The sequence below is a fragment of the Amycolatopsis sp. TRM77291 genome (assembly GCF_054166285.1).
Window position 1 is genome coordinate 1,134,958 of the sequence record NZ_JBSZHF010000001.1, and the last position, 22,194, is coordinate 1,157,151.

22 protein-coding genes are annotated in these 22,194 nt (G+C 69.8%); 6 read left to right on the forward strand and 16 right to left on the reverse strand.

Going from position 1 to position 22,194, the window contains the following annotated elements:
- Positions 1-16 precede the first annotated feature (16 nt).
- Positions 17-478, reverse strand: coding sequence for a MarR family winged helix-turn-helix transcriptional regulator (locus ACXIZN_RS05405; protein WP_457952869.1), 462 nt, complete (start codon positions 476-478; stop codon positions 17-19).
- Positions 479-573: 95 nt separating this feature from the next.
- Here ACXIZN_RS05405 and ACXIZN_RS05410 point away from each other — a divergent pair, with 95 nt between their 5' ends.
- Positions 574-2,031, forward strand: a complete 1,458-nt coding sequence (locus ACXIZN_RS05410) for an amidohydrolase family protein (RefSeq protein ID WP_457952870.1) — start codon at positions 574-576, stop codon at positions 2,029-2,031.
- 11 nt (positions 2,032-2,042) lie between these two features.
- On the opposite strand, the gene ACXIZN_RS05415 is transcribed toward ACXIZN_RS05410, so the two are convergent.
- Genes ACXIZN_RS05415 through ACXIZN_RS05425 form a run of 3 tightly spaced genes read right to left on the reverse strand, consistent with a single transcriptional unit; the run spans position 2,043 to position 4,015 of the window.
- The gene (locus tag ACXIZN_RS05415; RefSeq protein ID WP_457952871.1) at positions 2,043-2,504 is read right to left on the reverse strand and encodes a GNAT family N-acetyltransferase; all 462 of its coding nucleotides are present in this window, start codon (positions 2,502-2,504) and stop codon (positions 2,043-2,045) included.
- Complete coding sequence (locus ACXIZN_RS05420) at positions 2,491-2,625, reverse strand: hypothetical protein (protein WP_457952872.1); 135 nt, start codon at positions 2,623-2,625, stop codon at positions 2,491-2,493. Before ACXIZN_RS05420 ends, ACXIZN_RS05415 begins: the two co-directional genes overlap by 14 nt.
- Before the next feature lie 43 nt (positions 2,626-2,668).
- Complete coding sequence (locus ACXIZN_RS05425; protein ID WP_457952873.1) at positions 2,669-4,015, reverse strand: MFS transporter; 1,347 nt, start codon at positions 4,013-4,015, stop codon at positions 2,669-2,671.
- Between the two features lie 170 nt (positions 4,016-4,185).
- Here ACXIZN_RS05425 and ACXIZN_RS05430 point away from each other — a divergent pair, with 170 nt between their 5' ends.
- Complete coding sequence (locus ACXIZN_RS05430; protein WP_457952874.1) at positions 4,186-4,506, forward strand: hypothetical protein; 321 nt, start codon at positions 4,186-4,188, stop codon at positions 4,504-4,506.
- Positions 4,503-5,321, forward strand: coding sequence for a hydrolase (locus tag ACXIZN_RS05435; protein WP_457952875.1), 819 nt, complete (start codon positions 4,503-4,505; stop codon positions 5,319-5,321). Before ACXIZN_RS05430 ends, ACXIZN_RS05435 begins: the two co-directional genes overlap by 4 nt.
- A gap of 3 nt (positions 5,322-5,324) precedes the next feature.
- Here the strand turns inward: ACXIZN_RS05435 and ACXIZN_RS05440 are convergent, their stop codons facing one another.
- The gene (locus ACXIZN_RS05440) at positions 5,325-5,963 is read right to left on the reverse strand and encodes a LysE family translocator (RefSeq protein ID WP_457952876.1); all 639 of its coding nucleotides are present in this window, start codon (positions 5,961-5,963) and stop codon (positions 5,325-5,327) included.
- Between the two features lie 54 nt (positions 5,964-6,017).
- Positions 6,018-6,806, reverse strand: a complete 789-nt coding sequence (locus tag ACXIZN_RS05445; RefSeq protein WP_457952877.1) for a hypothetical protein — start codon at positions 6,804-6,806, stop codon at positions 6,018-6,020.
- A gap of 138 nt (positions 6,807-6,944) precedes the next feature.
- On the opposite strand from ACXIZN_RS05445, the gene ACXIZN_RS05450 reads away from it, so the two are divergent.
- Positions 6,945-8,243, forward strand: a complete 1,299-nt coding sequence (locus ACXIZN_RS05450) for a phytase (protein ID WP_457952878.1) — start codon at positions 6,945-6,947, stop codon at positions 8,241-8,243.
- 43 nt (positions 8,244-8,286) lie between these two features.
- Here the strand turns inward: ACXIZN_RS05450 and ACXIZN_RS05455 are convergent, their stop codons facing one another.
- Positions 8,287-10,995, reverse strand: coding sequence for an ATP-binding protein (locus ACXIZN_RS05455; protein WP_457952879.1), 2,709 nt, complete (start codon positions 10,993-10,995; stop codon positions 8,287-8,289).
- On the opposite strand from ACXIZN_RS05455, the gene ACXIZN_RS05460 reads away from it, so the two are divergent.
- The gene (locus ACXIZN_RS05460; protein WP_457952880.1) at positions 10,994-13,009 is read left to right on the forward strand and encodes a tetratricopeptide repeat protein; all 2,016 of its coding nucleotides are present in this window, start codon (positions 10,994-10,996) and stop codon (positions 13,007-13,009) included. The genes ACXIZN_RS05455 and ACXIZN_RS05460 overlap by 2 nt on opposite strands.
- Positions 12,994-13,476: a tetratricopeptide repeat protein gene (locus ACXIZN_RS05465; RefSeq protein ID WP_457952881.1), complete on the forward strand. Its 483-nt coding sequence runs from the start codon at positions 12,994-12,996 to the stop codon at positions 13,474-13,476. The genes ACXIZN_RS05460 and ACXIZN_RS05465 overlap by 16 nt, the downstream gene beginning before the upstream one ends.
- 351 nt (positions 13,477-13,827) lie before the next feature.
- On the opposite strand, the gene ACXIZN_RS05470 is transcribed toward ACXIZN_RS05465, so the two are convergent.
- The 9 genes from ACXIZN_RS05470 to ACXIZN_RS05510 form a co-directional block, all read right to left on the reverse strand.
- On the reverse strand, positions 13,828-14,349 hold the full coding sequence (locus ACXIZN_RS05470) for a hypothetical protein (RefSeq protein WP_457952882.1): 522 nt from the start codon (positions 14,347-14,349) through the stop codon (positions 13,828-13,830).
- Positions 14,346-14,522, reverse strand: a complete 177-nt coding sequence (locus tag ACXIZN_RS05475; RefSeq protein WP_457952883.1) for a hypothetical protein — start codon at positions 14,520-14,522, stop codon at positions 14,346-14,348. Before ACXIZN_RS05475 ends, ACXIZN_RS05470 begins: the two co-directional genes overlap by 4 nt.
- 110 nt (positions 14,523-14,632) lie before the next feature.
- Positions 14,633-17,080 carry an ATP-binding protein gene (locus ACXIZN_RS05480; RefSeq protein ID WP_457952884.1) on the reverse strand — a complete coding sequence of 816 codons (2,448 nt, stop codon included), beginning with the start codon at positions 17,078-17,080 and terminating at the stop codon, positions 14,633-14,635.
- A 136-nt stretch (positions 17,081-17,216) separates the two neighbouring features.
- Entirely contained in the window at positions 17,217-18,848 is a 1,632-nt protein-coding gene (locus ACXIZN_RS05485) for an ALF repeat-containing protein (protein WP_457952885.1), read from the reverse strand.
- Positions 18,849-18,868: 20 nt separating this feature from the next.
- The gene (locus tag ACXIZN_RS05490; RefSeq protein WP_457952886.1) at positions 18,869-19,291 is read right to left on the reverse strand and encodes a trypsin-like serine protease; all 423 of its coding nucleotides are present in this window, start codon (positions 19,289-19,291) and stop codon (positions 18,869-18,871) included.
- A 38-nt stretch (positions 19,292-19,329) separates the two neighbouring features.
- Positions 19,330-19,776 carry a hypothetical protein gene (locus ACXIZN_RS05495; RefSeq protein WP_457952887.1) on the reverse strand — a complete coding sequence of 149 codons (447 nt, stop codon included), beginning with the start codon at positions 19,774-19,776 and terminating at the stop codon, positions 19,330-19,332.
- The gene (locus ACXIZN_RS05500; protein WP_457952888.1) at positions 19,755-20,408 is read right to left on the reverse strand and encodes a helix-turn-helix domain-containing protein; all 654 of its coding nucleotides are present in this window, start codon (positions 20,406-20,408) and stop codon (positions 19,755-19,757) included. Before ACXIZN_RS05500 ends, ACXIZN_RS05495 begins: the two co-directional genes overlap by 22 nt.
- 175 nt (positions 20,409-20,583) lie before the next feature.
- A complete protein-coding gene (locus tag ACXIZN_RS05505; RefSeq protein ID WP_457952889.1) occupies positions 20,584-21,444 on the reverse strand; it encodes a peptidase inhibitor family I36 protein in 861 nt (286 codons plus the stop codon).
- 307 nt (positions 21,445-21,751) lie between these two features.
- The gene (locus ACXIZN_RS05510; RefSeq protein WP_457952890.1) at positions 21,752-22,189 is read right to left on the reverse strand and encodes a hypothetical protein; all 438 of its coding nucleotides are present in this window, start codon (positions 22,187-22,189) and stop codon (positions 21,752-21,754) included.
- Positions 22,190-22,194 lie beyond the last annotated feature (5 nt).

Consider the following 22,194-nt stretch of genomic DNA (forward strand, 5'->3'; position numbering starts at 1 on the left):
CTGATCGGTGAAGCCGCTACGCGGGTGGCTGGTCCTCCTTCAGGTGCTCGAGGATCGTGGTGGCGATACCGGCGAACTGGTCGAGTTCCTCAGGAGTGAGGCGGTCGACGACAAGGCGCCGGACCTCCTGGGCGTGGCTGGGCGCGGCCTGCTTGAGCGCGGTGAGGCCGTTCGCCGTGATCACCGCCTCCATGCCGCGCGAGCCGCATCGTTCCCGCGTGACCAGGCCCCGCTTGCCCATCCGGGTGAGCTGGTGGTGCATGCGGCTCTTTTCCCAGGAGGCCGCGCGGCCGAGCTCGTAGACGCGCATCCGCCCGTCCGGCGCCTCGGACAGCAGCGCGAGCACGGTGTAGTCGGCGTTGGACAGGCCGCTGCTGGCCTGGAGCTGCTGCTCGATACGGGTCCGCAGCAGCTCCAGCATCTGGAAGGACACCCGCCACGCGCGGAGTTCGTGTTCCGTCAACTCCTGCTGCTTCATGACGTCACCCTACCTTATGAGTTGACAAATCAACTCAACGGCGAGTATCAGTTGATACATCAACTCGAAGCGCTCGTGCGAAGGAAGGCACCCCCATGACCGAAAGACGTGACGAGGGCGAGCCACCGGAAGACAGCGGGCGGCCGGGACGCCGCTACGTCATCCGTGGCGGCGCGGTGCTGTCCATGGATCCGAACGTCGGCGACTTCGCGACCGCCGACGTGCTGGTCGAGGGCGGCGAGATCGTCGAGATCCGGCCGGATATCCGCGCCGATAACGCCGGCGAGATCGACGCACGGGGGCGCATCGTGCTGCCGGGCTTCGTCGACACGCACCACCATCTGTTCGAGACGGCGGAGCGCGCGTTCCTCGCCAACGGCCTGCTCCTCGACGACCACTCGGGCTCGCCGAGCGCCCGACCGAACTACGGCGAGCACATCCTGCGGGGTTTCGCGCGGGCCTACCGGCCGGCGGACGTCTACGTCAACTCGTTGTTCGCCGGGCTTTCCCAGCTCGACGCCGGGGTCACGACGGTGCTGGACGTCTCGCAGATCCACCATTCACCAGAGCACACCGACGCGGCGATCCAGGCGCTCGTCGACACCGGGCGGCGTTCGGCGTTCGGGTTCTTCGAGGGCGACGGCCGCACGGGTGCCCGGTATCCGCAGGACGCGTACCGCATCCGCGACCGATGGTTCTCCTCGAACGACCGGCTGGTGACCATGGTCATGGGCGGGGAGCTCCACCTCGGCAGGCAGGTGTACACCCGCGCCTGGGCGATCGCCCGCGAGCTGGATCTCAAGATCGCCGCGCACGCCGTCGGCTCGTGGGGGATGCGGCCGGTCTTCGACGACCTCGCCCAGGGCGCCGCCGGGGTCGAAGTGGGGCCGGACAACCTGTTCATCCACATGACCGGAATGTCCGACCGGACCTGGCGACGGCTGCGGGACGCCGGTGCGCAGGTCTCGCTGGCCTTCCCGATCGAGATGACCATGCGGCACGGCACGCCGCCCATCCTCAAGATGCAGGAGCTCGGCATGGAGCCTTCGCTGAGCTCCGACGTCGAGACGACGATGGCCGCGGACCCGTTCACGCTGATGCGCTCCGCGATGATCATGCAGCGCATGATCGTCAACCAGATGATCCTCGACCAGGGCGACCTCGTACCGCCGGGCAACTGGCCGACGCCGGCCCCGGGAACGCCAGAGCTGCTCACCGTCCGCGATGTGCTGCGGTACGCGACCGTCAACGGTGCCAAGCATCTCGGCCTCGACGGCAGGACTGGCACCCTGACTCCCGGCAAGGAGGCCGACATCGTCGTGCTCGACGCGACCGCGCTCAACGTGGCCCCGCTCAACAGCGTGCCGGGAGCGATCGTGTCGCTGATGGACCGCACCAACGTCGAGACGGTGATCGTCGCCGGCAAGGTGCGCAAGTGGAAGGGGCGGCTGCTCGACGCGGATCTGACCCGGTTGCGCCAGGAACTCGAAGCGTCGCGCGACCACCTGTTCGCGGCGATGGACCTCAAGCAGGACCTGTTCGCCTGGAGCTGAGAAGCGACAGATCAGAAACGGCGGCCGCAGCGGTCCACGCGTTTCCACGGCCATTCCGAGGCGAGCCAGCGCGCGACGGCGTCGGCGAGTGCCGCGTCGAGGTCCGCTTTGTCGGCCCGTACCCAGGACTGCACCGTGACGTCCCATTCTCCGGAGTCCGGGGGATACAGATACACACAACCGATGACGTCGTCCGCCGGGTCGAGGACGGTGAAGGTGAACCCGGTGCGTCGCACGAAGTCCGCCGCGTGGCGGCGGAGATCCTCGAGGTTCTCTTCGAGAGTCATGCCGTCGCGGGGTGGCCAGTCGCCGTCGGGATAGCCGGGAGTGGAGCGGATATGCTCGATACTCGACATCCACGCGGCGTGGTCGGCCGAATTGTGTTGCGGCCCCAGCGGTTCGAGGCGGAACCGTTCGGTCACGAGCGAGGCCGGAGGGACGAAACCGGCCGGTACGAACTCATCCGACGTCATGGTCAGGACCGTAGCGGCCGTCCCGGCTTCCCGCACTCGAATTGCCGACGGGTTTGTTCTCCAGGAAGTGCTGGAAGTAGCCGACGATCTCGGCGCGGTTGGTCCTGACCTTGTTCGACACCGTCGCCAGCGCGGCGTTCCAGCATATTCCGAGATTTCGCCGGTCACCTGTTGTCGGAATTCAGGTCGGCGCCCCGGGTTTCGGCGCTGAGGAGCAACGCGACGAGGGTGACCGCGATCGTGCCGACGAGGTACAGCACGACCGCCGTCGGGCCCTGTTTTTCGGCCAGCCACACGGCGATGAGGGGTGCGGGCGCGCCGGCGATGATCGAGGAACCCTGGAACACCAGGGAGGCACCGGCGAAACGGCGGCGGGTCGGGAAGAGTTCGGCGATCCACGCGGCTTCCGGCCCGGCCAGGAGTCCGTGCAGTGCCGCGCCGACGCCGATGCCGAGATGGAGCAACGGCAGATTGTCGGCTTGGACGATGGCGAAGAAGACCGGTGCCCACACCGCGAGGCCCGCCGCGGGGACCAGCATGGCGATACGCCGTCCGACGCGGTCCGACCAGTGGCCGCCGGCCAGCATCCCCGCGAACTGCAGCAGGGACCCGACGGCCACGGCGAGGAGGACGTCGGACTTGTCGTAGCCGAAGGTCTTCGTGGCATAGGCGACCACGAAAACGGTGTAGACGTAGAAGGCCACGTTCTCGCCCAGCCGCACGCCGAGCCCGCGGAGGACGGGACCGGGGTGGGCGAGCGTCTCCAGGATGCTCGACCGCTCCCGGACGGCGTCCGCGGATGCCGTGGCCCGCGCCTGCGCTTCCTGGAACACCGGTGACTCGTCGATACGCCGCCGGATCCAGAAACCGATGGCCAGCAGCGGGATCGCGAACAGGAAACCGACTCGCCAGCCCCATTGGTCGAAGGCGTTTTCGGGGAGTACCAAGGCGATCCCGCCGACCACGGCCGTGGCGAGCACCGTGCCCAGCGGCGCTCCCGCCTGCGGCCAGGCCGACCAGAAGCCCCGCCGCTTCGGGCTTCCGTACTCGCTGACCATCAGCACGGCCGCACCGAATTCGCCGCCGAGGGCGAATCCCTGGATCAGCCTCAGCACGACGAGCGAGATCGTCGCCCCGATACCGGCCTGAGCGTAGGTGGGGAGCAGCCCGATCGCGGAGGTCGACAGCCCGAGCAACAGGAAAGTGGTCACCAGCATGGGTTTGCGGCCGAGGCGATCACCGAGATGCCCGAACACGATGCCGCCGATCGGGCGTGCGACGAAACCGAGCCCTTGTGTCGCCAGCGCGAGCAGCAACTGGGCGAACCCGTCGCCGCCGGGGAAGAACAGCGGCCCGAGGACGGTGGCCGCGAGGATTCCGTAGAGCGCGAAGTCGTACCACTCCAGCACCGCGCCGGCGGTACTGCCCGCCAGGACCCGCCGGAACGCCGACCGGCTGACGCCGCCAGACCTCGAACCGGCCGTTTCGTGCGAGGCGGGCACGTTCGTCACTTTCGCTCCTCGTCGAGTCGGCCGGACAGGCACGTGTCCGGTATGCGGACACTGCGGAACGCTATCCGGACACGTAGGAAGATAGACCGCGGCGGCGGGATCGCGCAATCACTTGCTGCCGGTCGCGATGCTCGAACTCGTGGCTCGGAGACGGCGTCTAGGCTGACGCCATGGCAGCGGCGGGCGAGTGGTCCGAGGACGAATACGCACGATGCCTCGCGAGCGAACGAGAACGGTACGCCTGGGTCATGCGCGTCTACGGCTCCATGACGCCGGCCCAATCCCTTGACGCAGCCGTCCGCCGGTATCCGTATGAAGAGTCCGGCAATCCCTTCCGTGGCTTGGTATTCCATGACGAGGCATGGCATTGGGCGATGCTCGCGCTCAAGGGTGAAGCCTACTGGTCGAGCTACCCGGAGCTCGCTGAACCACCAACCGCTTACAGGGCCCTTGACCTCCAGCCGGCTGAAGGTTCCAAGCTGGACCCATGACGATCTGGATCTGTGGCACCTGCGGCGTCGAGCATCCCGACACCGACGAACCACCGGCCGGGGTCTGCGGAATCTGCGCGGACGAGCGACAGTACGTCCGCGCCTCCGGGCAGTCCTGGACCACAGTGGACGAACTCGCCGCGGAGCCACACGAGCTGGTGCACGAACAACCGGAGCCGGGAATCCATCGCCTGCACCGGGAACCGGAGTTCGCGATCGGCCAGTGGACGTACGTGGTCCAGACCGATCAGGGCAATCTCCTGTGGGATCCGCCCAACGCTCTCGACCGGCCCCTGCTCGACAAGATCGCCGAACTCGGCGGGGCGGCCGCGATCGTGGCGAGCCATCCGCATATGTACGGCTCGCAGGTGAGTCTGAGTCATCATCTCGGGAACGTCCCGGTCCTGGTGCATTCCGCCGACCGGCGGTGGGTGCGGCGCGAGGATCCGGTGATCCGGGAGTGGCGAGGTGTCGAGCGGGTCCTTCCCGGGGTCACCCTTGTCGAGGCGGGCGGGCACTTTCCCGGGGCCGCGGTCGCCCACGTCGCCACGGACGGCGGCTCGCTCCTGGTCGGTGACACCATCGTGCCGGTGGCCGCCGCGGGCTGGGTGAGCTTCATGCGCAGCTATCCCAACGCGATCCCGCTTTCGGCCGGGCTGGTGCGGCGGATCGCGGAACGGCTCGCGCCCTACGAGTTCGAGCGGCTTTACGGCCTCACCGGAGGCATCGTGCGGGCCGGCGCGAAAGACGCCGTTCTCCGCTCCGCCGAGCGATACGCCGCCTGGGCCAGTGGCGAGAACGACCACCTCGGCTGAGCGCTACTCCTTGCGGCCGCTGACGGCCAGGCCGACGCCGAGCCCCATCATGGTGAGACCGGCCGCGCCGCCGATCAGGTCGAGGCGCCGCGCCGAGCGGGCGAACCAGGAGCGGGCCGCCCCGGCCGCCATCCCCCAGACGGAATCCATCGCCAGGGCGATCGTGGCGAACACCGCGCCCAGCACCACCATTTGCAGACCGGCGTGCCCGGCCGAGGGGTCGACGAACTGGGGCAGGATCGCCGCGAAGAACACCACGGTCTTGGGATTGGTGACGCCGACGACGAAACCCTGTACCAGGGTGCGTCCGCCGCTGATCGGGACCGCTCGCGCCTCGAAGGCGTCCCGTAGCGCCCGGCGGTGCCGGATCGCCTGGATACCGAGGTGGACGAGGTAAGCGGCGCCGGCGAGCTTGATCACCGTGTAGATCACGGCGGAGGTCTGGATGATGGCGCCGACGCCGATGGCGACGGCCGTGGCGGCGGTGAAGCTGCCTGCCGCACCGCCGAGCACGGTCATCAGCGCGGTCCGACGGCCGTACGCCAAGGCGCGGCTGATCGCGAACAGCACGGCGGGGCCCGGGACGAGGATCAGGACGAACGACGCGAGCGCGAAAGCGGCCAGACGATCAGGCGAGGGCATGCGGCCAGGTTAAACCGATCGCCACCGGTGAAGACAGCGCCGGCGCGAGCGGGGTCACTTCGGCTTGCTGGCGGTGCCGCCGGTCAGCGTCTCCAGCTGCCGGACGATCTGATACCCGAGGTTGTCCGACATGTTCTCGTACATCGCGGCGGCCCAGCTCGTGCGGCTGTTGTACATCACGGCGAGATCGGAGTACTTCGCGTCCGCGGTGAACGAGCACAGAAGTGCCGGCCGCCGCAGATCCACGACGAAGGCGTCCGTCACGACACGGCTGTAGAACTCCTTTCTGGTGGGCTCGTCGATCCGGTGCGGCGGCGTGTATTCGATCGTGCGCAGGACCAGGGCGTACCGGGTGCCGAGTCCGACGTCCAGTTCGGCCCGCAGCTTGCGGTCGTCCTCCTCGTCCCACGTCGCCGCCGGTGGAAGGAGCTCGATCCGGCCGTCGCCGAGCGGGCCGTGCGGCCCGGTCCAGCGCAACGCCTCGATCAGCTGGGTCGGGTCGTATTCGAAGGTGTCCATGTACTTGACCCGGGTGTCCGGGTCGGTGAGGGCCCGTTCCGAGATGATCTCGACGTTGTTCGCGCTCTGCCCGGTCCGGACGTCGTATTCGGTCGTGTACGTGAACTTGGGGTCCAACGGGGTGGGTACGGCACAGGAGGCCGAGCCGACCTTCGCCGACGGCAGCAGGGATTTGGTCTGGGCCAGCTTGCGCCGGACCTCCTCGAAGCGCGGCTGGTAGGAGCGCAACGTGTCCGCTTGGGACACGTCCGGACCATCCGGCTCGCAGCCTGCCACCACGAGACCTGAGCACAGCACCAGCAGGAGGCGGTTCAGTGCGCGCACGGACCGATGATCCCACGGCGGTGAAGGGGCGGCGGTGTTCACGTCCTGGTCACCCGGATGTGCCGTTACTTTCGGGTAACTCGTCACGCGGTGACTTCATAGTGGGCTGTCCGATTCGCTCCAGGAAGGAAAACCTTCATGGCTCAGGCCTCCAGAGCCCGTGTCACCGTCGGCGGGCTCGTGCTGGTCACGGCGCTCTCCGCGGTCTTGCCCCCTTCGGCCGCGGCGGCCGACGCGCTGCCCGGCGTCAAGCCGGCGACCGAAACCCCGGCCGTGTACGACGACGAAGCAGGCGGCAACGCGGACGCCGACGACCCGGCGATCTGGCGCAACCCGGCGGCTCCGGACCGGAGCCTCGTCGTCGCCACGGTCAAGGAGGGCGGCCTGCGGGTCTACGACCTCGACGGCCGCGAAGTGCAGTCGATACCGGCGCCCGAAGCGCCCGGACCGGACGATGCGCCCGGCCGGTTCAACAACGTCGATCTCGTGCACCGCATGAAGGTCGGCTCCCGGGTGAGCGACCTGGCCGTCACCAGTGATCGCGGCCGGGACCGGCTGCGGATCTACCGTATCGACGGCGGAAACCCCGGCGCCCCGCTCACCGACGTCACCGATCCCGCCGCGCCGGCGATCTTCTCTTCGTCGCAGGAGGAGATCAACGACCAGCGCACCGCTTACGGCCTCGCCACGTGGACCGATCCCGCCAGCGGCCGTTCGTACGCGGTGGTCAGCCAGCGGGAACGCACCGCTCTCAGCCTGCTGGAGCTGACCGCGGGCGCCGGAGGCACGGTCTCCTACCGCAAGGTGCGCTCGCTCGTGTTGCCGTCCGAGTTCCGGCTGCCGAACGGCAAGACGTGGGCTCCGTGCGGTGAGCCGGATGAACTGCCCCAGGTCGAGGGCATGGTCGTCGATGCCGCGAACGGCACTCTCTATGCCGGGCAGGAGGATGTCGGAATCTGGCGGCTGGACGCCGACCTCGAAGGCACTCCGAAGCTCATCGACAAGGTCCGCGAGTACGGCATCCCCGGAACCTACGACGAGGCGACCGAGGAATGCGTACCCGGATCCGACCCGGGCTACGGTGGCAAGCGCCTGTCCGCCGACGTCGAAGGGCTCACCCTCCTCAAGCAGAAGGACGGCGACGGCTACCTGCTCGCCTCCAGCCAGGGGGACGACACCTTCGCGGCCTACGACCGCGAACTCGACGAAGACAACGAGTACGAAGGCGGCTTCCGGGTGACCGCCGTGTCCGCGACCCTCGACGGCACCGAGGAGAGCGACGGCGCCGCCGTCCTCAACGAGCCGCTCGGCGGCAAGTACCCGAACGGCCTGCTCGTCGTCCAGGACGGTGACGACAAGCCGGGGGAGCCGGGCCGGGACGCCACGAACTTCAAGTTCGTCGACCTCGGACGCGTGCTCGACGCCCTCGACGACTGACCGGATCCGTTGGAGCGGCGAGACTGCGCTCCAACGAGCCGCTTTACGACGCCGCCGTCGCGGCCGACACGAGACGTTCGTGGACGTCGACGGCCTCCGGCACACCCATCTCGGTGAACGCGGCGTGCGCGGTCCGCCAGTGCTTCCGCGCGGCGACCGGATCACCGGCGGCGGACAGTGCGTCGCCGAGTCCACTTTGGGCCCTGGCCAGTTCGTAACGGCTGTCCGCCGCGGTCGCCGACTCGATCGACTGCCGCAGGCAACGCACGGCGTCGTCGGCCCGCCCGGCGGCGAGCAGGGTCGCCGCCATGTCGTTGCTCGCGGCCAGCATTCCTTCCCTGCTGCCGATTTCCCTGGCCAGCTCGATGGCCTGCCGGTGATGCGCCAACGCCTCGTCGAACCGCCCGGCGGCGACGAGCAGGACCCCGAGATGGTTGAGCACCTTGCCCTCGTCGGCCCGGTTGTGCGACTGCCTCGCCACGGAGAGCGCTTGCTCGTAATAGGCCCCTGCCTCGGTTTCCTTTCCCATTCGCCAGAACGTGGTGCCGAGACCGTCGAGGGCCCGGCATTCGCAGAGGTGGTCCGCGCTCGCCCTGGTCACGTCGAGGGCCTGCGACAAATTGCCGACGGCGGCGGGATAGTTCCCCAGCCGCATTTCGGCGAGGCCGATATTGCACAACTGCCGTGCCCGGAACGACTCGTTGTTCCGCACGACGGCGAACTCCATGGCCCGCCGGAAACAGGGCAACGCGGCACGATAGTCGCCGAGACCGGTCAGCAACAGGCCGACGTTGCCCGACAGGTTGACGACGTAATCGGATTCACCGGCGGCGGAGAACTCCCTGATCGCGTCTTCCAGGACGACGAGCGCCCCGGCGGCGTCGCCCCGTTGCCAATGGGTCATGGCCAGCCCGTTCAGGACGTGCCCCCGGGTGACACCGGACGCGACCCGGACGGCGTTGCCGAACAGGGCCTGCGCGTCGCTCACGTGCACGCGGGCCTCGAAATAGCTGGTCATCACGCACGCGAGCCGCGTCACGTGGTCGTCGCGTCCCTCGCTCAGCGCCCAGCCGGACGCGACGACGAGGTTGACCCGCTCGGTGTCCAGCCAGGCCATCGCCTCGTCCGCCCCGTCGAACACGAGAGCCCGCGCCGCGGGGGTGGGCAGGTCCTCCCACCGCTCCGCCTCATGGGGATAGCAGGTGACGAGCGCGGCACGGGTGGTGGCGAGCTGGAAGTCGAGCAGCCGCACGGCCGCGGCCCGGCGCATCCGGGCCTGGAGGTTCTCCCGGAGGCGTTTCTCGGCGAACACCCGGACCAGGTCGTGCAGTTCGAACCGGGACGCGCGGGCGGTGATCATGTTGGCCGCCACCAGGTCGTCGAGTTGGCGGCGGACGGCGCCGACCTCGACGCCCGCCAGCGCCGCGGCCGCGTGGTCGTCGACATCGCGTCCCGGATAGATGGCGAGCAAGCCGAGCAATATCCGGTCCGCTTCGGCCAGCTCGTCGTACGACGTGCGCAGCGCGACTTCGACCCCGTCGTCCAGTCTCAGCATGGTCCGCAGGTCGGCGAGGCGGTCCCGGTGGTCGGCCATCGTCCACTCGTCCGAGGCGGCCAGCCGCCGGGTCACCAGTGCGAGGGCCAGCGGTAACCGGCCGACCAGTTCGATGATTTCGGCCGCTTCGCCCCGCTCCGCGTCGACGCGTTCGTCGCCGATCCCGCCGCGGAGCAACTCGACCGACTCCTCCGGGGTGAACACGTCCAGCGCCACGTGCCGGGCGGTGTCCAGCCCGGCGAGGCGGCGCCTGCTGGTGACCAGCACCAGGCAGGTCGGCAGGTCGGGCAGCAACGGCAGCACCTGGTCGACCGACGCCGCGTTGTCCAGCAGGATCAGCGCGCGCCGCCCGTCCAGCAGCCGCCGGAACAGCGCGCTCCGGCCGGCGAGGGTGAGGCAGCCGATCTCGCTACCGGACGCCCCGAGCCGGCGCAGGAAGCCTTCGAGCACCGCGGCCGGGTCCGCGGCGGGCCGATCCGCGTCGAAACCGCGGAGATTCACCACCAGCCGCACGTCGGCGAAGCGGCCCCGCTCGGCCAGCAGCCGCGCGACCTCGCTGGCGAACCGGGTCTTGCCGACCCCGGCCATCCCGGAGATCGCCCACACGCCGGCGTCGTCCGGCTCGGCGTCCAGTATCCGGCGCAACTGCGCCTGCCTGCCGACGAACCCGCCGTCCGGAGCGGGCAGGTGATCGGCCACGCTGATCACGGCCGCCTCGGTGGCGTGCCCGGTGATCACCCGGTGCGCCTGCCGCCATTCCGCCGCGACGTCCATGCCGAGCAGCACGGCCGCGATGTCGACGACCAGTTCGACGTCGAGTCGTTTGCGTCCCGGCAGCAGGCAGCGGTACACGGTGTTGTAGGCGGGAAGGTCGGCCGTTCCCCTGGCCGTGCGCAGGCGCCGCACCCGGCGGTGCAGTTCCCGGTGGGTCAATCCCGCCCAGGCCAGCGCCTGCCGCAGCCGCTGGGAGAGCTCGTCGTACGACCGGGCCCCGATCGGACTCGGCGGCCGTTCCTCCGGCACAGGAACCCCCTGGACACGTGAACCGATCCGCCCGGCGGTGACTCCCGGGCCGGATGCCGCCCGACCATAGTCGAGATCGGCGAGCCGGTGGGCCGGGCCGTCGAACTCGGCGACCGACGATTTCTCCCGTTTGGACAGTGCCGGCCGGACGCACGGTTCACCCTTTTCGAGCATGAATCCCGACCGAACGCCGGAGCCGGTCGGCGCCGGTTCGTTCGACGAGCTGGCGGCCCGGCTGAACTTGTTGCGCGGCTGGACCGGCGTGTCCTACCGGGAGTTGCACCGTCGGGTCGTACGGGCGCGGCGGACGGCGGGCAACCCCGACCTGCCGGTGTTCAACACGGTCTACCGCTGCCTGCAACCGGGCAGGCGGCGGATGGACGTGGACCTCGTCGCGGACATCGTGCGCGCGCTCGCCGCCGACGAGGCGGTGGTGGCGCGGTGGCGGCAGGGGTGCCAGGTGATCGCGGGCCTCACGGCCGACTCGTCGTGGGTGACCGTGGCGGGTGAGCTGCCCGCCGACAGCACGGAGTTCGTCGGCAGACAGGCCGAGCTGGCCGCGATCACCGGGGGCGACGAGCGGGCGCCGGTGGTGGTGATCGACGGGATGGCCGGGGTCGGCAAGACCAGTCTCGCCGTCCGTGCCGCGCACCGGCTGGCACACCGGGACGGTGCCGAGGTCCGGCTGTGGGCGGACCTGCCTGGCTACGACGCCGACCGCGCGCCCGCCGATCCGCTCGCGGTGCTGGACGAGTTCCTCCGGCGGCTCGGGGTGCCGGGCAAGGAGATCCACCGCCTCGGCCCCGATGGCAGGCAGGCGACCTATCGCAGGCTGCTCGCGGACCGGCGGCCGGTCGTGGTGCTGGACAACGCGGCGGACGCCGATCAGGTGTGCCCGCTGCTGCCGGACCGGCCGGGCGGCATCGTGCTGATCACCAGCAGACGGCGCCTGACCGGCTTGGCCGGTGCGCGGCTCGTACACTTGGACGCGTTTCCGGGGACCGAGTCGCTCGACATGTTGCGCAGGCTGGTCGGCGAAACGAAGGTCGCCGAGGACACCGAGGCCGCCGCGCGGATCGCCGAGCTGGTCGGCCATCTGCCGCTCGCGTTGACGGTGGTGGCCGGCCGGATCCGGAACCGGCGCGACTGGACGTTGCGCGACCACGCCGCCCGGCTCGCGGAACGCCGGGACAGCCTGCGGATCGAGGACGAGCTGGAGAACGCCATCGGCCTGTCCTATGCGGACCTGCCCGCCGATGCCGCGCTGCTGCTGCGACTCCTCGCGATCCACCCCGGCCGCGACGTCGACACGCGGGCGGCGGCCGCGCTCGCCGGGGTGGAGCTAGCCAAGGCGGAGGCACTTCTGGGTGAACTGGTCGCCGGCAGCCTGGTGCAGCGGAGCGTCCAGGATCGGTTCGGCCTGCACGACGTGGTCCGTCTCTACGCGGCGGGACTGGCGCGGGACGTGGACGCCGCCTCCGCGCGGCAGGCCGCACTCGGCCGGTTGTTCGGCTACTACCGGCACGCCGCCTGCCGAGCCATGGACCGCTACGCCCCGCACGAGTGCGACCGCAGACCTGTCGTGTCCACTTCGGACGTTCCGGCGCCGGATTTCGCCGACGTCGCGGCGGCGACGGCGTGGCTGGACGCCGAGCGGCACAACCTGGTCGGCATCACCGTGCTGACCGGGGAACAGGGCGGACGCGAGGACGCGGCCACGATGTCGCCGATCCTGAACCGGTATCTGTACAACGCGCTGCACTTCGCCGACGCGGAGATCGTGCACGGTATCGCGGTCCGCGCCGCCGACCCGCTGGTCCAGGCGAGCGCGTATATGAGCCTCGGCGCGGTCTACCTGCGCTCCAATCGCTACCAGGAGAGCATCGACCAGCTCAAGCAGGCGCTCGCGCGGTACGACGCGGGCGGCGACCGGGCGAGCTGGGCACGGGCACTGAACAACCTCGGCAACGCGTTCGACCGGCTCAGCGACTTCGCGGCGGCCGAGGACTGCTACCGGCAGGCGCTGCTCGTGCACCGGGAGACCGGCAATCGCACCAGCGAAAGCCGCGCGCTGGGCAACCTCGGGAACAGCGCGATGCGCGTCGGCGACTGGGACAAGGCCGAGGGGTACCTGGACGAGGCCTTGGCGATCATGCTGGAGGTGGGGACCGGGTGGGGGAATGCCTGACCTACGGCAACCTCGGCACGGTGCACGAGCAGCAGGGTCACTCCGCCGAGGCCCTCGGCCACTACCGGCGGGCGCTCGCGACCGCACGCGAATTCGGCTATCCGTTCCCGGAGACCGAGGCGTTGCTCCACATCGGCTCGCTGCTCGCGCGGCTGGGCGAGCACGACGACGCCCTGGCGCACCTGACCGAGGCACTGGACCGCGCACGCCGGAACAGCTTGGGGGAGTTCGAGATCAAAGCGCTCAACGGTATCGGTATCGCACTCGGCGACCTGGGCGACGCGGCGGGTTCGATCGCCCGGCACCGCGAAGCGCTTGCGGTCGCCGAAAAACTCGGTGACCGCTATGAGCAAGCGCAGGCGCACAAAGGGATCGGGCACGGAGCGGCCGTCGCCGGCGACACCGGCATGGCCGACGATCACGGGCGGAAGGCGCAGGCCCTGCTCACGGAGATCGGTCTGCGCTAGCCCCGGTGTACGGCGAGTCGTGAGTGGCAATGGTCGTTCCGGCGGGGGTAACGCAAATGTGGGGTGTTGCGAAAGGCACTTTCGCAACGTTGGAGGTGGGGTAAGTGGCTTTCGCAACCTCACAGGCCTGCCCAGGTGGCGGGGACGCGTGTCGCGAAAGCCACTTTCGAGACGTGCGATGTCCCGAAAGTGGCTTTCGCGACATCACGCAGACGGGACCGGCAAACGGGCCCCCGCCAATTCGCTTCATGCGGGACGCGGCCGGTGCACCACGGATCCGGGGCGCCATCGAGGGGGAGTGGCGGTGTCCCGGATCCGTGGTGGCCATTGGTCACACCGGCGCGAGCCGGCTCACTTCCAGCTGTACGCGACGCCACCGAAGCCCGGCTGGACCTTCGCCCGCACCCTGGGGGTCGAGGCGAGACCGAGATAGCCGCCGCCCTTCTTCGGCGGGCCCGACCAGCGCACGACAACGGTGCCGCCGGTTCCGCATCCCGCCGTCTTCCAGGTCTTGACGCTCTTGTTCTTCTTGGTGCTCCAGTAGTGGCCCTCCGCCTGAACACAGATCCTGCTGTTGCTGCCAGGCGGGAGCTTCCACGTGTAGCGGCGGTGCTGCGGGTTCTTCTTCGAGTCCGGGCTGATGTAGCCGCAGCCCGCCTTGTCCACCTTCCAGCGGCCGTAGCTGGCCAAACCGCCCCGCCATCCGCCGCAGTCTGAGGAAGCGTCGATGCCCTCCGTGGTCACGTCGGTCAGTGCGACCTCGGTCGTGGCGGTGTCCGCCTCTTCCTCGGCCATCGCCGGCGCGCTCTGCACGGCGAGTGCCATTCCCGCGACCAGCAGGCCGGTCGTGACCCGTGTCGTCCATTTCTTCACTGGTGTTTCTCTTTCTCGTCGTTCGGCTCGAACGCCACGGCGAATTCCGCCTGGCCTTCTTCCGCGTTCGATTGGCCGCCGGCCTTCTGGGTTTTCCGCAGGGTGAAGCCGTGTACCAGAAGGGGAGACGACTTGCCCGAATGTTGATTTCTGTCGGCCGATCGTGGGGCCACGTCAGACATTATCGACAACGCGTGGAAACGCCTAGTGATCTTGAGTGGTGGCTTTGATCGAAGTTGTTCGAAAACGCCCGACCGGAACTATTCGCCGGACGAAGTTCCGGTCACGACGAGACCATCGCGGTGCCCATCGCGTCGTACAGCGTCCGCGCGCGTTCGCGGAACGGCCTCGCCTTGTCCGGATCACCGGCGTCGTCGTGGGTCGCGGCGATCCCGGTCAGCGCGCGGGCCTCCTCGTGCGGTTCGCTGGTGAGCCGGGCGAGGTCGGCGGCCCGCGTGTAGTGCGCCATCGCGGACGACCGGTCCCCGCACGCCAGCGCGCTGTCCGCGAGCCCGTTGTGCACGAGGGTTTCCAGCGGCCGGATGCCGGTCGCCACCGCGATGTCGAGCGCCGCCTCCTGATGCAGGCGGGCCGCGGCCAGGTCGCCCTGCCGGAGATGCACCAGCCCGAGATACGCCAGGGCGTACCCTTCGGCCTCGCGGTGACCCTCGGCCCTGCTGACCGCCAGCGACCGGTCGAGGTGGTCGCGGGCTTCCGCCCACCGGCCCAGCGCGCGGTAGACGTCGCCGAGGTTGTGCAGCGAGATCGCCTCGCTCAGCCGGTCGTCGATGCTCTTGGCGATGGTCAGGCACTGCCGGTAGCAGCCGAGAGCGGCGTCCAGATCGCCCCGGCGTTCGTGGATGAAGCCGAGGTTCGACAGCGAACGTCCCTCGTTGAGGCGGTCCCCGGTCTCCTGGGAGACCGTGACCGCCCTGCTCAGATGGTCCGCCGCGGCGGTGTACCGGCCCAGCTGCGCGTACACGGTGCCGAGGGTGTTCAGCGCGCGGCCGGCGACTACCGGGCTCCCGTCGACGTCGAGGCAGCGGGTCAGATGCGTCACCGCCTCGTCGAAATGGCCGAGCCTGGCGCAGATCGCGGCCAGGTCGACGAGCGCCTGCTGGGTGCCGATGGCGTCGCCCGCCCGCTGTGCCTCGGTGAGCGCGAGCCGGTGCAGGGTGCGCAGGGCGCCGTAGTGACCGTTCACCCGCAACGCCTGCCACAGCACGGTCGAGAGGTCCCGGGCGTAGGTGCCGCCGGTGGCCGACGACTGTTCCGCGATGGCGATCAAGGTGGACAGCTCCGCCGCCAGCCAGGTCGCCGCGTCCTCGGCGCCGGTGAACACGACGTTCCCGGCGACCGGGGTGAGCAGCGGTCTTCGGTTGGGGTCACCGGCCGTCATCGCCCTGGCCGCGTCGGCCGCCCCGGCCACACAGTGCTCGGCGAGGCGGCGCAAGGCCGCGGATCGACGCTGCGCCGGTTCCTCGTCGGCGCGGCCGCGCGCGTAATCGCGGACCAGGTCGTGGAATTCGAACCGGCCGTCCACGCGGTGCGCGAGCAGCAGATGGCTGTCGACGAGCGCGTCGAGGACTCGGCGGGTCTCCGCCGGGTCCGCGCCCAGCAGCGCCGCCGCGGCCGCGGTGTCCCAGTGCGGGCCGGGATGGAGCCCGAGCAGACGCAGGCCCGAGGCCACGTCGCCGGGCAGCGCCTCGTAGGACCAGGACAGCACGGAAGGCAGCGAGGTGGTCTTCTCTTCGGTGGTCAGCGCCGCGAGCCGGTTCCCGGTCGGGCGCATCGAGGACGCCACGTTCGCCAGGTTCCGGTTGTGCGCGAGCCGCTCACCGACGATGCGCAGGGCGAGCGGCAGGCCGCCGCACCCCGACACCATGTCGGCGAGCGCGGTCCGGTCGGCGAACCTCCGCCCTGGGCCCGCCAACCGGTCGAGCAGGGAGAAGGACTCTTGCTCGGTCAGCAGCGGCACCGGCACCCGGCGCGCGTCGGCGCTGATCGTCAGCCCGTGCAGTGCCGCGCGGCTCGTCACCACCACCGCGCAGCCCGCGTGGCCCGGCAGCAGCGGCCGGACCTGGTCCGCCGAGCGGGCGTTGTCCAGCACGATGAGCACCGATCGGCCGGCCAGCACACTGCGCAGCGACGCGGCCCGGTCGTCGAGGTCGGCGGGCACGTCCGCCACGGGCACGCCGAGCGCCCGCAGGAAGGACCGCAGCACCTCGCCAGGGTCGGCGGGCGCCCCCGGCCCGTACCCGCGCAGGTTCGCGAACAGCTGCCCGTCGGGGAAGTCCTGTTTGACCCGCTGCGCCCACTGCACGGCCAAGGAGGTCTTGCCGACCCCGGCCATGCCCTCCAGCACCGCGACGACGACGCCCTCGTCCGCCCGTTCGCCGTGGAGGGCGTCGAGCGCGTCGATCTCCCGCTGCCGCCCGATGAACGACGTGATGCCCGAGGGCAGCTGCGCGGGCACCGAGACGACCGGCGTTCTCGTCGGCGACACCGCGTCCGGGCAGTAGTGCCGTACGAACCGGCTCGCCTGCTCGCCCTGGAGACCCAGCCCCAGCGCCAGTGCCTCCACCGAATGGCGGCGCGGCCGGGCGACCCGGCCGCGCTCGATGTTGCTGATGCTCCGCACCGTCAGCCCGGTGCGTTCCGCCAACTCCTCCTGCGTGAGCCCGGCGGCCCGCCGCGCCTCACTCAGTAGCGAACTCGGACGAGGGTCCATTTCGCGGATGATAGAGCGGCTGCGACGCCGAAATCCGTGGTTCGCCGACGATTTTGATCGAAATTGGTCGAAAACGCCCGACTGGCCGGGTCCTGCGGCGAGCGAGGGACCCCCGGCCAGTCCGGTCACCGGGAGATCAGGGGTTGAAGAGGCGGTGCAGCCAGCCGAAGGTGCCTTCGAACGCGTCCCACGTCACTGAGCCGATTTTTTCGTAATGGCGCTCGAGCAACGTCTGTGGGATAGCGGACCAACCCTCCGGCAACGACCTCTTGTTGATCTTGATCGCCCCGATTCCGGTGAAGACGGTGTTCACCATCGCCTTCCCGAGGGCTGTGTGGAACTCGCTGCTCTCCCAGCCATAACGCATGCCGGACGCTCCTGCCGCGAGGAATCCGGAGGCGACGGACACGATCTTGGCGGCGGTGCCGATGGCGGCGAGGACGGCGGCGACCGGCGGCGCTCCTGCGAAGATCAACGCGCCGATACTGCAACCGGTGGACAGCAGGCCCGCCCAGTCCGAGAGGCGGTCGAAGAACTTCGCCGATTCTTCCAGCAGCCGATCAGGGTTGTTCTGCCACATCCCGATGATCGACGAGTCACCGTTCGCGTTGGGATCCTCGCTGTCGTCCCTCGCCGCTCTCTGCGCCGCGAGCGCGGCCTCGGCTTCCGCGGCCATGACGACGATGTGCCGGGCGTGGCTCGCCGCCTCCGCCGCCGCCGTGGCGTCCTTGCCCGCCTGGATGGCGGACGCGCGGGCGCTGTTCGCGGAGGACTGGGCCTGGTAGGCGAAGCTGACCGCCCGGTCGGCGCAGTCGAACGCGCGCAGCATCGAGGAGTTCGCCGAGCGCCGGGCCTTGTTCGCGACGGCGGCCGCGGCCGCGGCCTGGTCGGCGGAGCGCCGGGCGTCCACGGCGGACTGCTCGGCGGCGGCGGCGTTGTTCGCGGCTTCGGTGGCGGAGCGCTGGGCGTCCGCCGCGTACCCGGCCGCCCGGTTCGCCCAGGTGACCGCTTCGGCGGCGGCTTTCCTCGCCTCGGCGGCGGCCTTGGACGCGAGGGCCGCGTCCGCCAGCGCGTTCGACGCGATCCTGGCCGCGTGCGCGATGGCCGCCCGGATGGCGGCGACGTGCGTGGCCCAGTCGTGGTCGAGCCGGGCGGTGTCGAACCGGGTACCGGCGACGAAACTGCGCCGCATGTTCGTGGTGCCCGCGAGCGCGATCTTCGCGGCCGCCTTCGTGTACGGGCCGCCTTCGTTGAGCAGCCGGTACGCCTCGACCTGGTCGTCCTCGGCGGCCGCGTCGACGATGGCCACCTTGAGGAACCGGTGCAACGCCGCGGCCGATCCGTCGTTCAGCGCCGCCTCCGCGGCGGTACGCACCGCTGTCCCGGGATTGTCGGCGAGAATGGCGAAGATCGTCCGCCGGTTGTCCTCCGCCGCGGCGTTGATCGCGCCGGTCGTGAGGAACTCGGTGACCGCCGCGGGATCGTCGGAGCCCAGCACCTGGGCGGCGGCGCTGGCCACCGTCGTCGTCGACACACCGGCCACGGCGGCGACGGATTCGGCGTCGTCCTGCCGCTGTGACAGCAGCCGGTCGGTGCCCAGCCAGGCCAGCACGTCCTCGTCGCCGCCCGCGACGGCGAACTCCGCCGCCGACTTCGTCCAGCTCATGGTGAGCCCGTTCGTGATCAGCTGGAGCGCGGCCTGCCGCCCCAGCGAGGCCGCCCGGCCGGTGTCGCCCGCGCGCAACGCGGTTTCGGCGTCGGCGATCAAGCTGCGGGTGGCCTCGTCGGTCAGTGCGAGCTGCGTTTGCTGCCGGGCGATCCTTGCCCGTTCGTCCGCCTCGGCCCGCCCCTCCTGCTGGGCGAGCTCGACGCCGAGAGCCGGAGCACGTTCCGCACCACACCGGCGGTGGTCGTGAGATCGGGGCGGCCGACGGTCGCGGTGACGGGCTGGGGAGGTGCGCCCGACGGCGGGAGGCCGGTGCCGGGGGTGGCCGCGAAGCAGCTCGAGGCGGTGAGCACCCAGCCGGGCGCGACCAGCGCGCCCGAGCAGGCGCGGGCGCCGTTGCCGATGTCCAGCCGCACGACGAACGCGTGGTCGCCGTTGCCTCCGACGACGGCAGCCGCGGGCGCGGTCGCCACCGTGGTGGCGGCCAGTGCCAGGCCGGTCGCCAGGGCCAGTCTGGTCGAGCGGGCCCGGGTGGGTCTTTTCATGACTGAGTTCCTCGCACGGTGCTGGAAGCGGTGGCCGGTCAACGGGAAACCTTGCTTTCCAGGAGCATGTACTCGCCGCCGGTGCCACCGGGGTCGGTCTCGCCGACGCCCGCGTAGCTGTTCGGCGGCACCTTGTACGTCTTCTTCGTCGCCCCGTCGTCGGGGGTCAGCACGACCTCGCTGGTGAAGTTCCCGGTGTCCACGCCGTACACGGACGGCATTTCGATGGTCAGGTGACCGGTCTTCCCCGAGACGCGGAAGCACACGTAGCCGGGGGCGGGCTGGCCACGCTCGGCGATCCGCAGCAGATCGGGATCCGCCGAGTCGGCCGGGCAGGTGGCGAGCAGCACGATGTGGCCGTCACCGCGTTTGAGCAGGAATCCGCGCTCCGCCTGGATCTGCACGGCCTGCGGGTAGTTGAAGTCCTCGATCGCGAGCGGGGGCAGGGTGTCGGCCTGCGGCGTCACGTCGGCGCCGGCGGGCACGGCGCCGATGGCGAAGGCGGCGAGAGCGGCGAGAGTGGCGGCCAGCGCCGCTCTCCACGGATGCTTCTTACGGATCTCCTCTTGCGGTGGTTTCCCGGCGCTGACGTGCCGGTGGTCGGTCGGGATGAGGCCGCCGCCCGTTCGAAGTCGGCGCGCGCCTGGCCGGTGAGGCCGAGCCCGGCCGCGATGAGCCGGACCGTGTCGCGGCGGGGCCTGCTGACCCGGCCGTGTTCGAGGTCCCTGATCGCCCGGACGCTGACGGTGGAGCGGGCGGCGAGAAGCCGCTGGGTCGCGCCGAGGCTTTGCCGGTGGCTCCGCAGCAACTCGCCGAAGCGGGCCGGACGCTCATCCGCGGGGCTGATCGATTCCAGCGCCGGAGCGGCTTCGGCCACCCGCATGAGGTATCCGGGAGGCCTGGTGACGATGGTCGAGGGCAGCCCGATCCCGCCCAGGTTCGCCCGCAGCGCCGACACGCAGAGCCGCACCTGGGTCCGCGCCGTGGCGGGCGGTTCGGTGTCCCAGACGGCGTCGACCAACCGGTCGATGCCGACCACCCGGTTCGCGTTGAGCAGCAATACGTCCAGCACGATCGCCTGCCTGCCGGACAGGCCGATGTGAACACCTCGAGTCACTGGCGTCCTCCGCTTCGCTCAGCGACTCACGTCACCGATGCCGCATCATGGTCGGAAAGCGGCGGAAGAGGGACAACCGGAAACTTCATCGAAAAAGTGCCGGTTCGACTTCCGCGGACGGTGCGTGACCGGGGAAGCCCGCCCGGCCCGGGTGAGCGGAGCGGGCTCGGCGGCGCTATCCGCAGCAGATGTTGTAGCCGTGGTTCCGCCAGAACATCGACGGGCCCGGGTTGTCGAGCACCGGATCGCCGGTGCTGTCCGAGGCGCTCTCGTGCCTGCCCGGCCGGTATTCGACATGCGTGTGCGTGGCGGTGGCGCCGCGGTACTCCTCGGTGCCGATCTGCTGGCCGCGGTTCACGAACTCACCTACCGCGAGCCCATTCGACGGGTTGAGATGCAGGTAGATGATGGTGAAATCCCGGTCACGATTGTAGATCGCCAACGTGGACAGGCCACCGCTGCCGTTGCTGCCCTCGGTCTTCCTGATCACGTAGCCCTGCGTCATCGAGTACACGGGAACGCCGAAGCCACGCGCGAAGTCGATCCCCTCGTGCCTGCCCGACGTGCTCACGTAGCCGTCGAAATAGGACGTGATGCGCCCGGAATCACTGTGGTACAGCCCGGTTTCCAGCCAGTCGTTCCCCACGAGGCCGAGCAGGTGCCCGGCGTTTTCGTTGTACGTCGAGCTCAAGTTCCCTTTGACGCCGTGCGGGAACGAGTCGATCGGCCCGGTCCAGCCGTTCTTGTAGAACACGGTGACGACCGCGTCCCGCCGGTTCCACACCGAGGCGGCGTTGCCCTTCACGCACAGGCCCCTCCCCGCGCCCACGCCGAGGAAGTGATAGCAGTCGGAACCCGTGCCGTAGTTGGCGACCGACGCGTCGAAATCGCTGACCGATCCCTGCTGATTGCTGTTGTAGTACAAGCAGAACTCGCCGTCCTCGCAGACGCCGTTCCGTGCCGTCGCGGCCTGCGCCGCCGGGGTGACCAGGAGAGTGCTGCTCAATGTCAGTGCCACGCCGAACAGTACGGCCATCAATCTTCTCAACGAAGTTCCCTTTCTCCGTGAACGCGGCGAATCAGCCAGTGCGCGACGCTACGGAGCCGGGAGACGGCCAGGGAAGTCATAAAGGGCAAACTGCCGCTCGATGGGCGGCGCGGGTCCGCCGGTGCCGACGGCGCCCTCGACCGGGCGACCACAGGCACGGCGCACCCGCGAACAGCCGAGACATGTCGCGAAAGCCACTTTCGCGACGCCTGACGTCCCGAAAGTGGCTTTCGCGACACGATCCCGCGCGCCGCCGTAGAAAAAGCTCAGTGTCCTATATGGACTATCGGTGCGATCATCCGTCCCGCCAGTGCCTCAGAGTGCCCATCCTGTACTCGCGGATACCGTCCCACGCGAAGAAGATCACCGTCTTGAAACCGACGAATCCTTCGGGCCAATCGTTGTCGCACACTTTCGTGGTTCCGGCGCCGGTGGTGTTGTAACACATCCAATACCGGGCAGCCCCGTTGACCGTCATCTGCACCCTGGCCATGACCGGATTCCCGTCGGCACAGTGGTCCCGCACGGTGATGCGGTCCCCGTTGAGCGTGACCCAGGCGTCGCCAACGGACCTGCGCTCTCCCAGGCAATCCATCGAGGTGGCCATGCTGACCGGTCCGACGTCGATGCTCGTGTAATCGGCGGCGGCGACATTGGGCGTGGCGATCATCTGTGACAGGAAGACCAGCGCTGTCGCCGCGACTGGCGCGAGAATGCGCGAAAAACGGGGCATTGCGT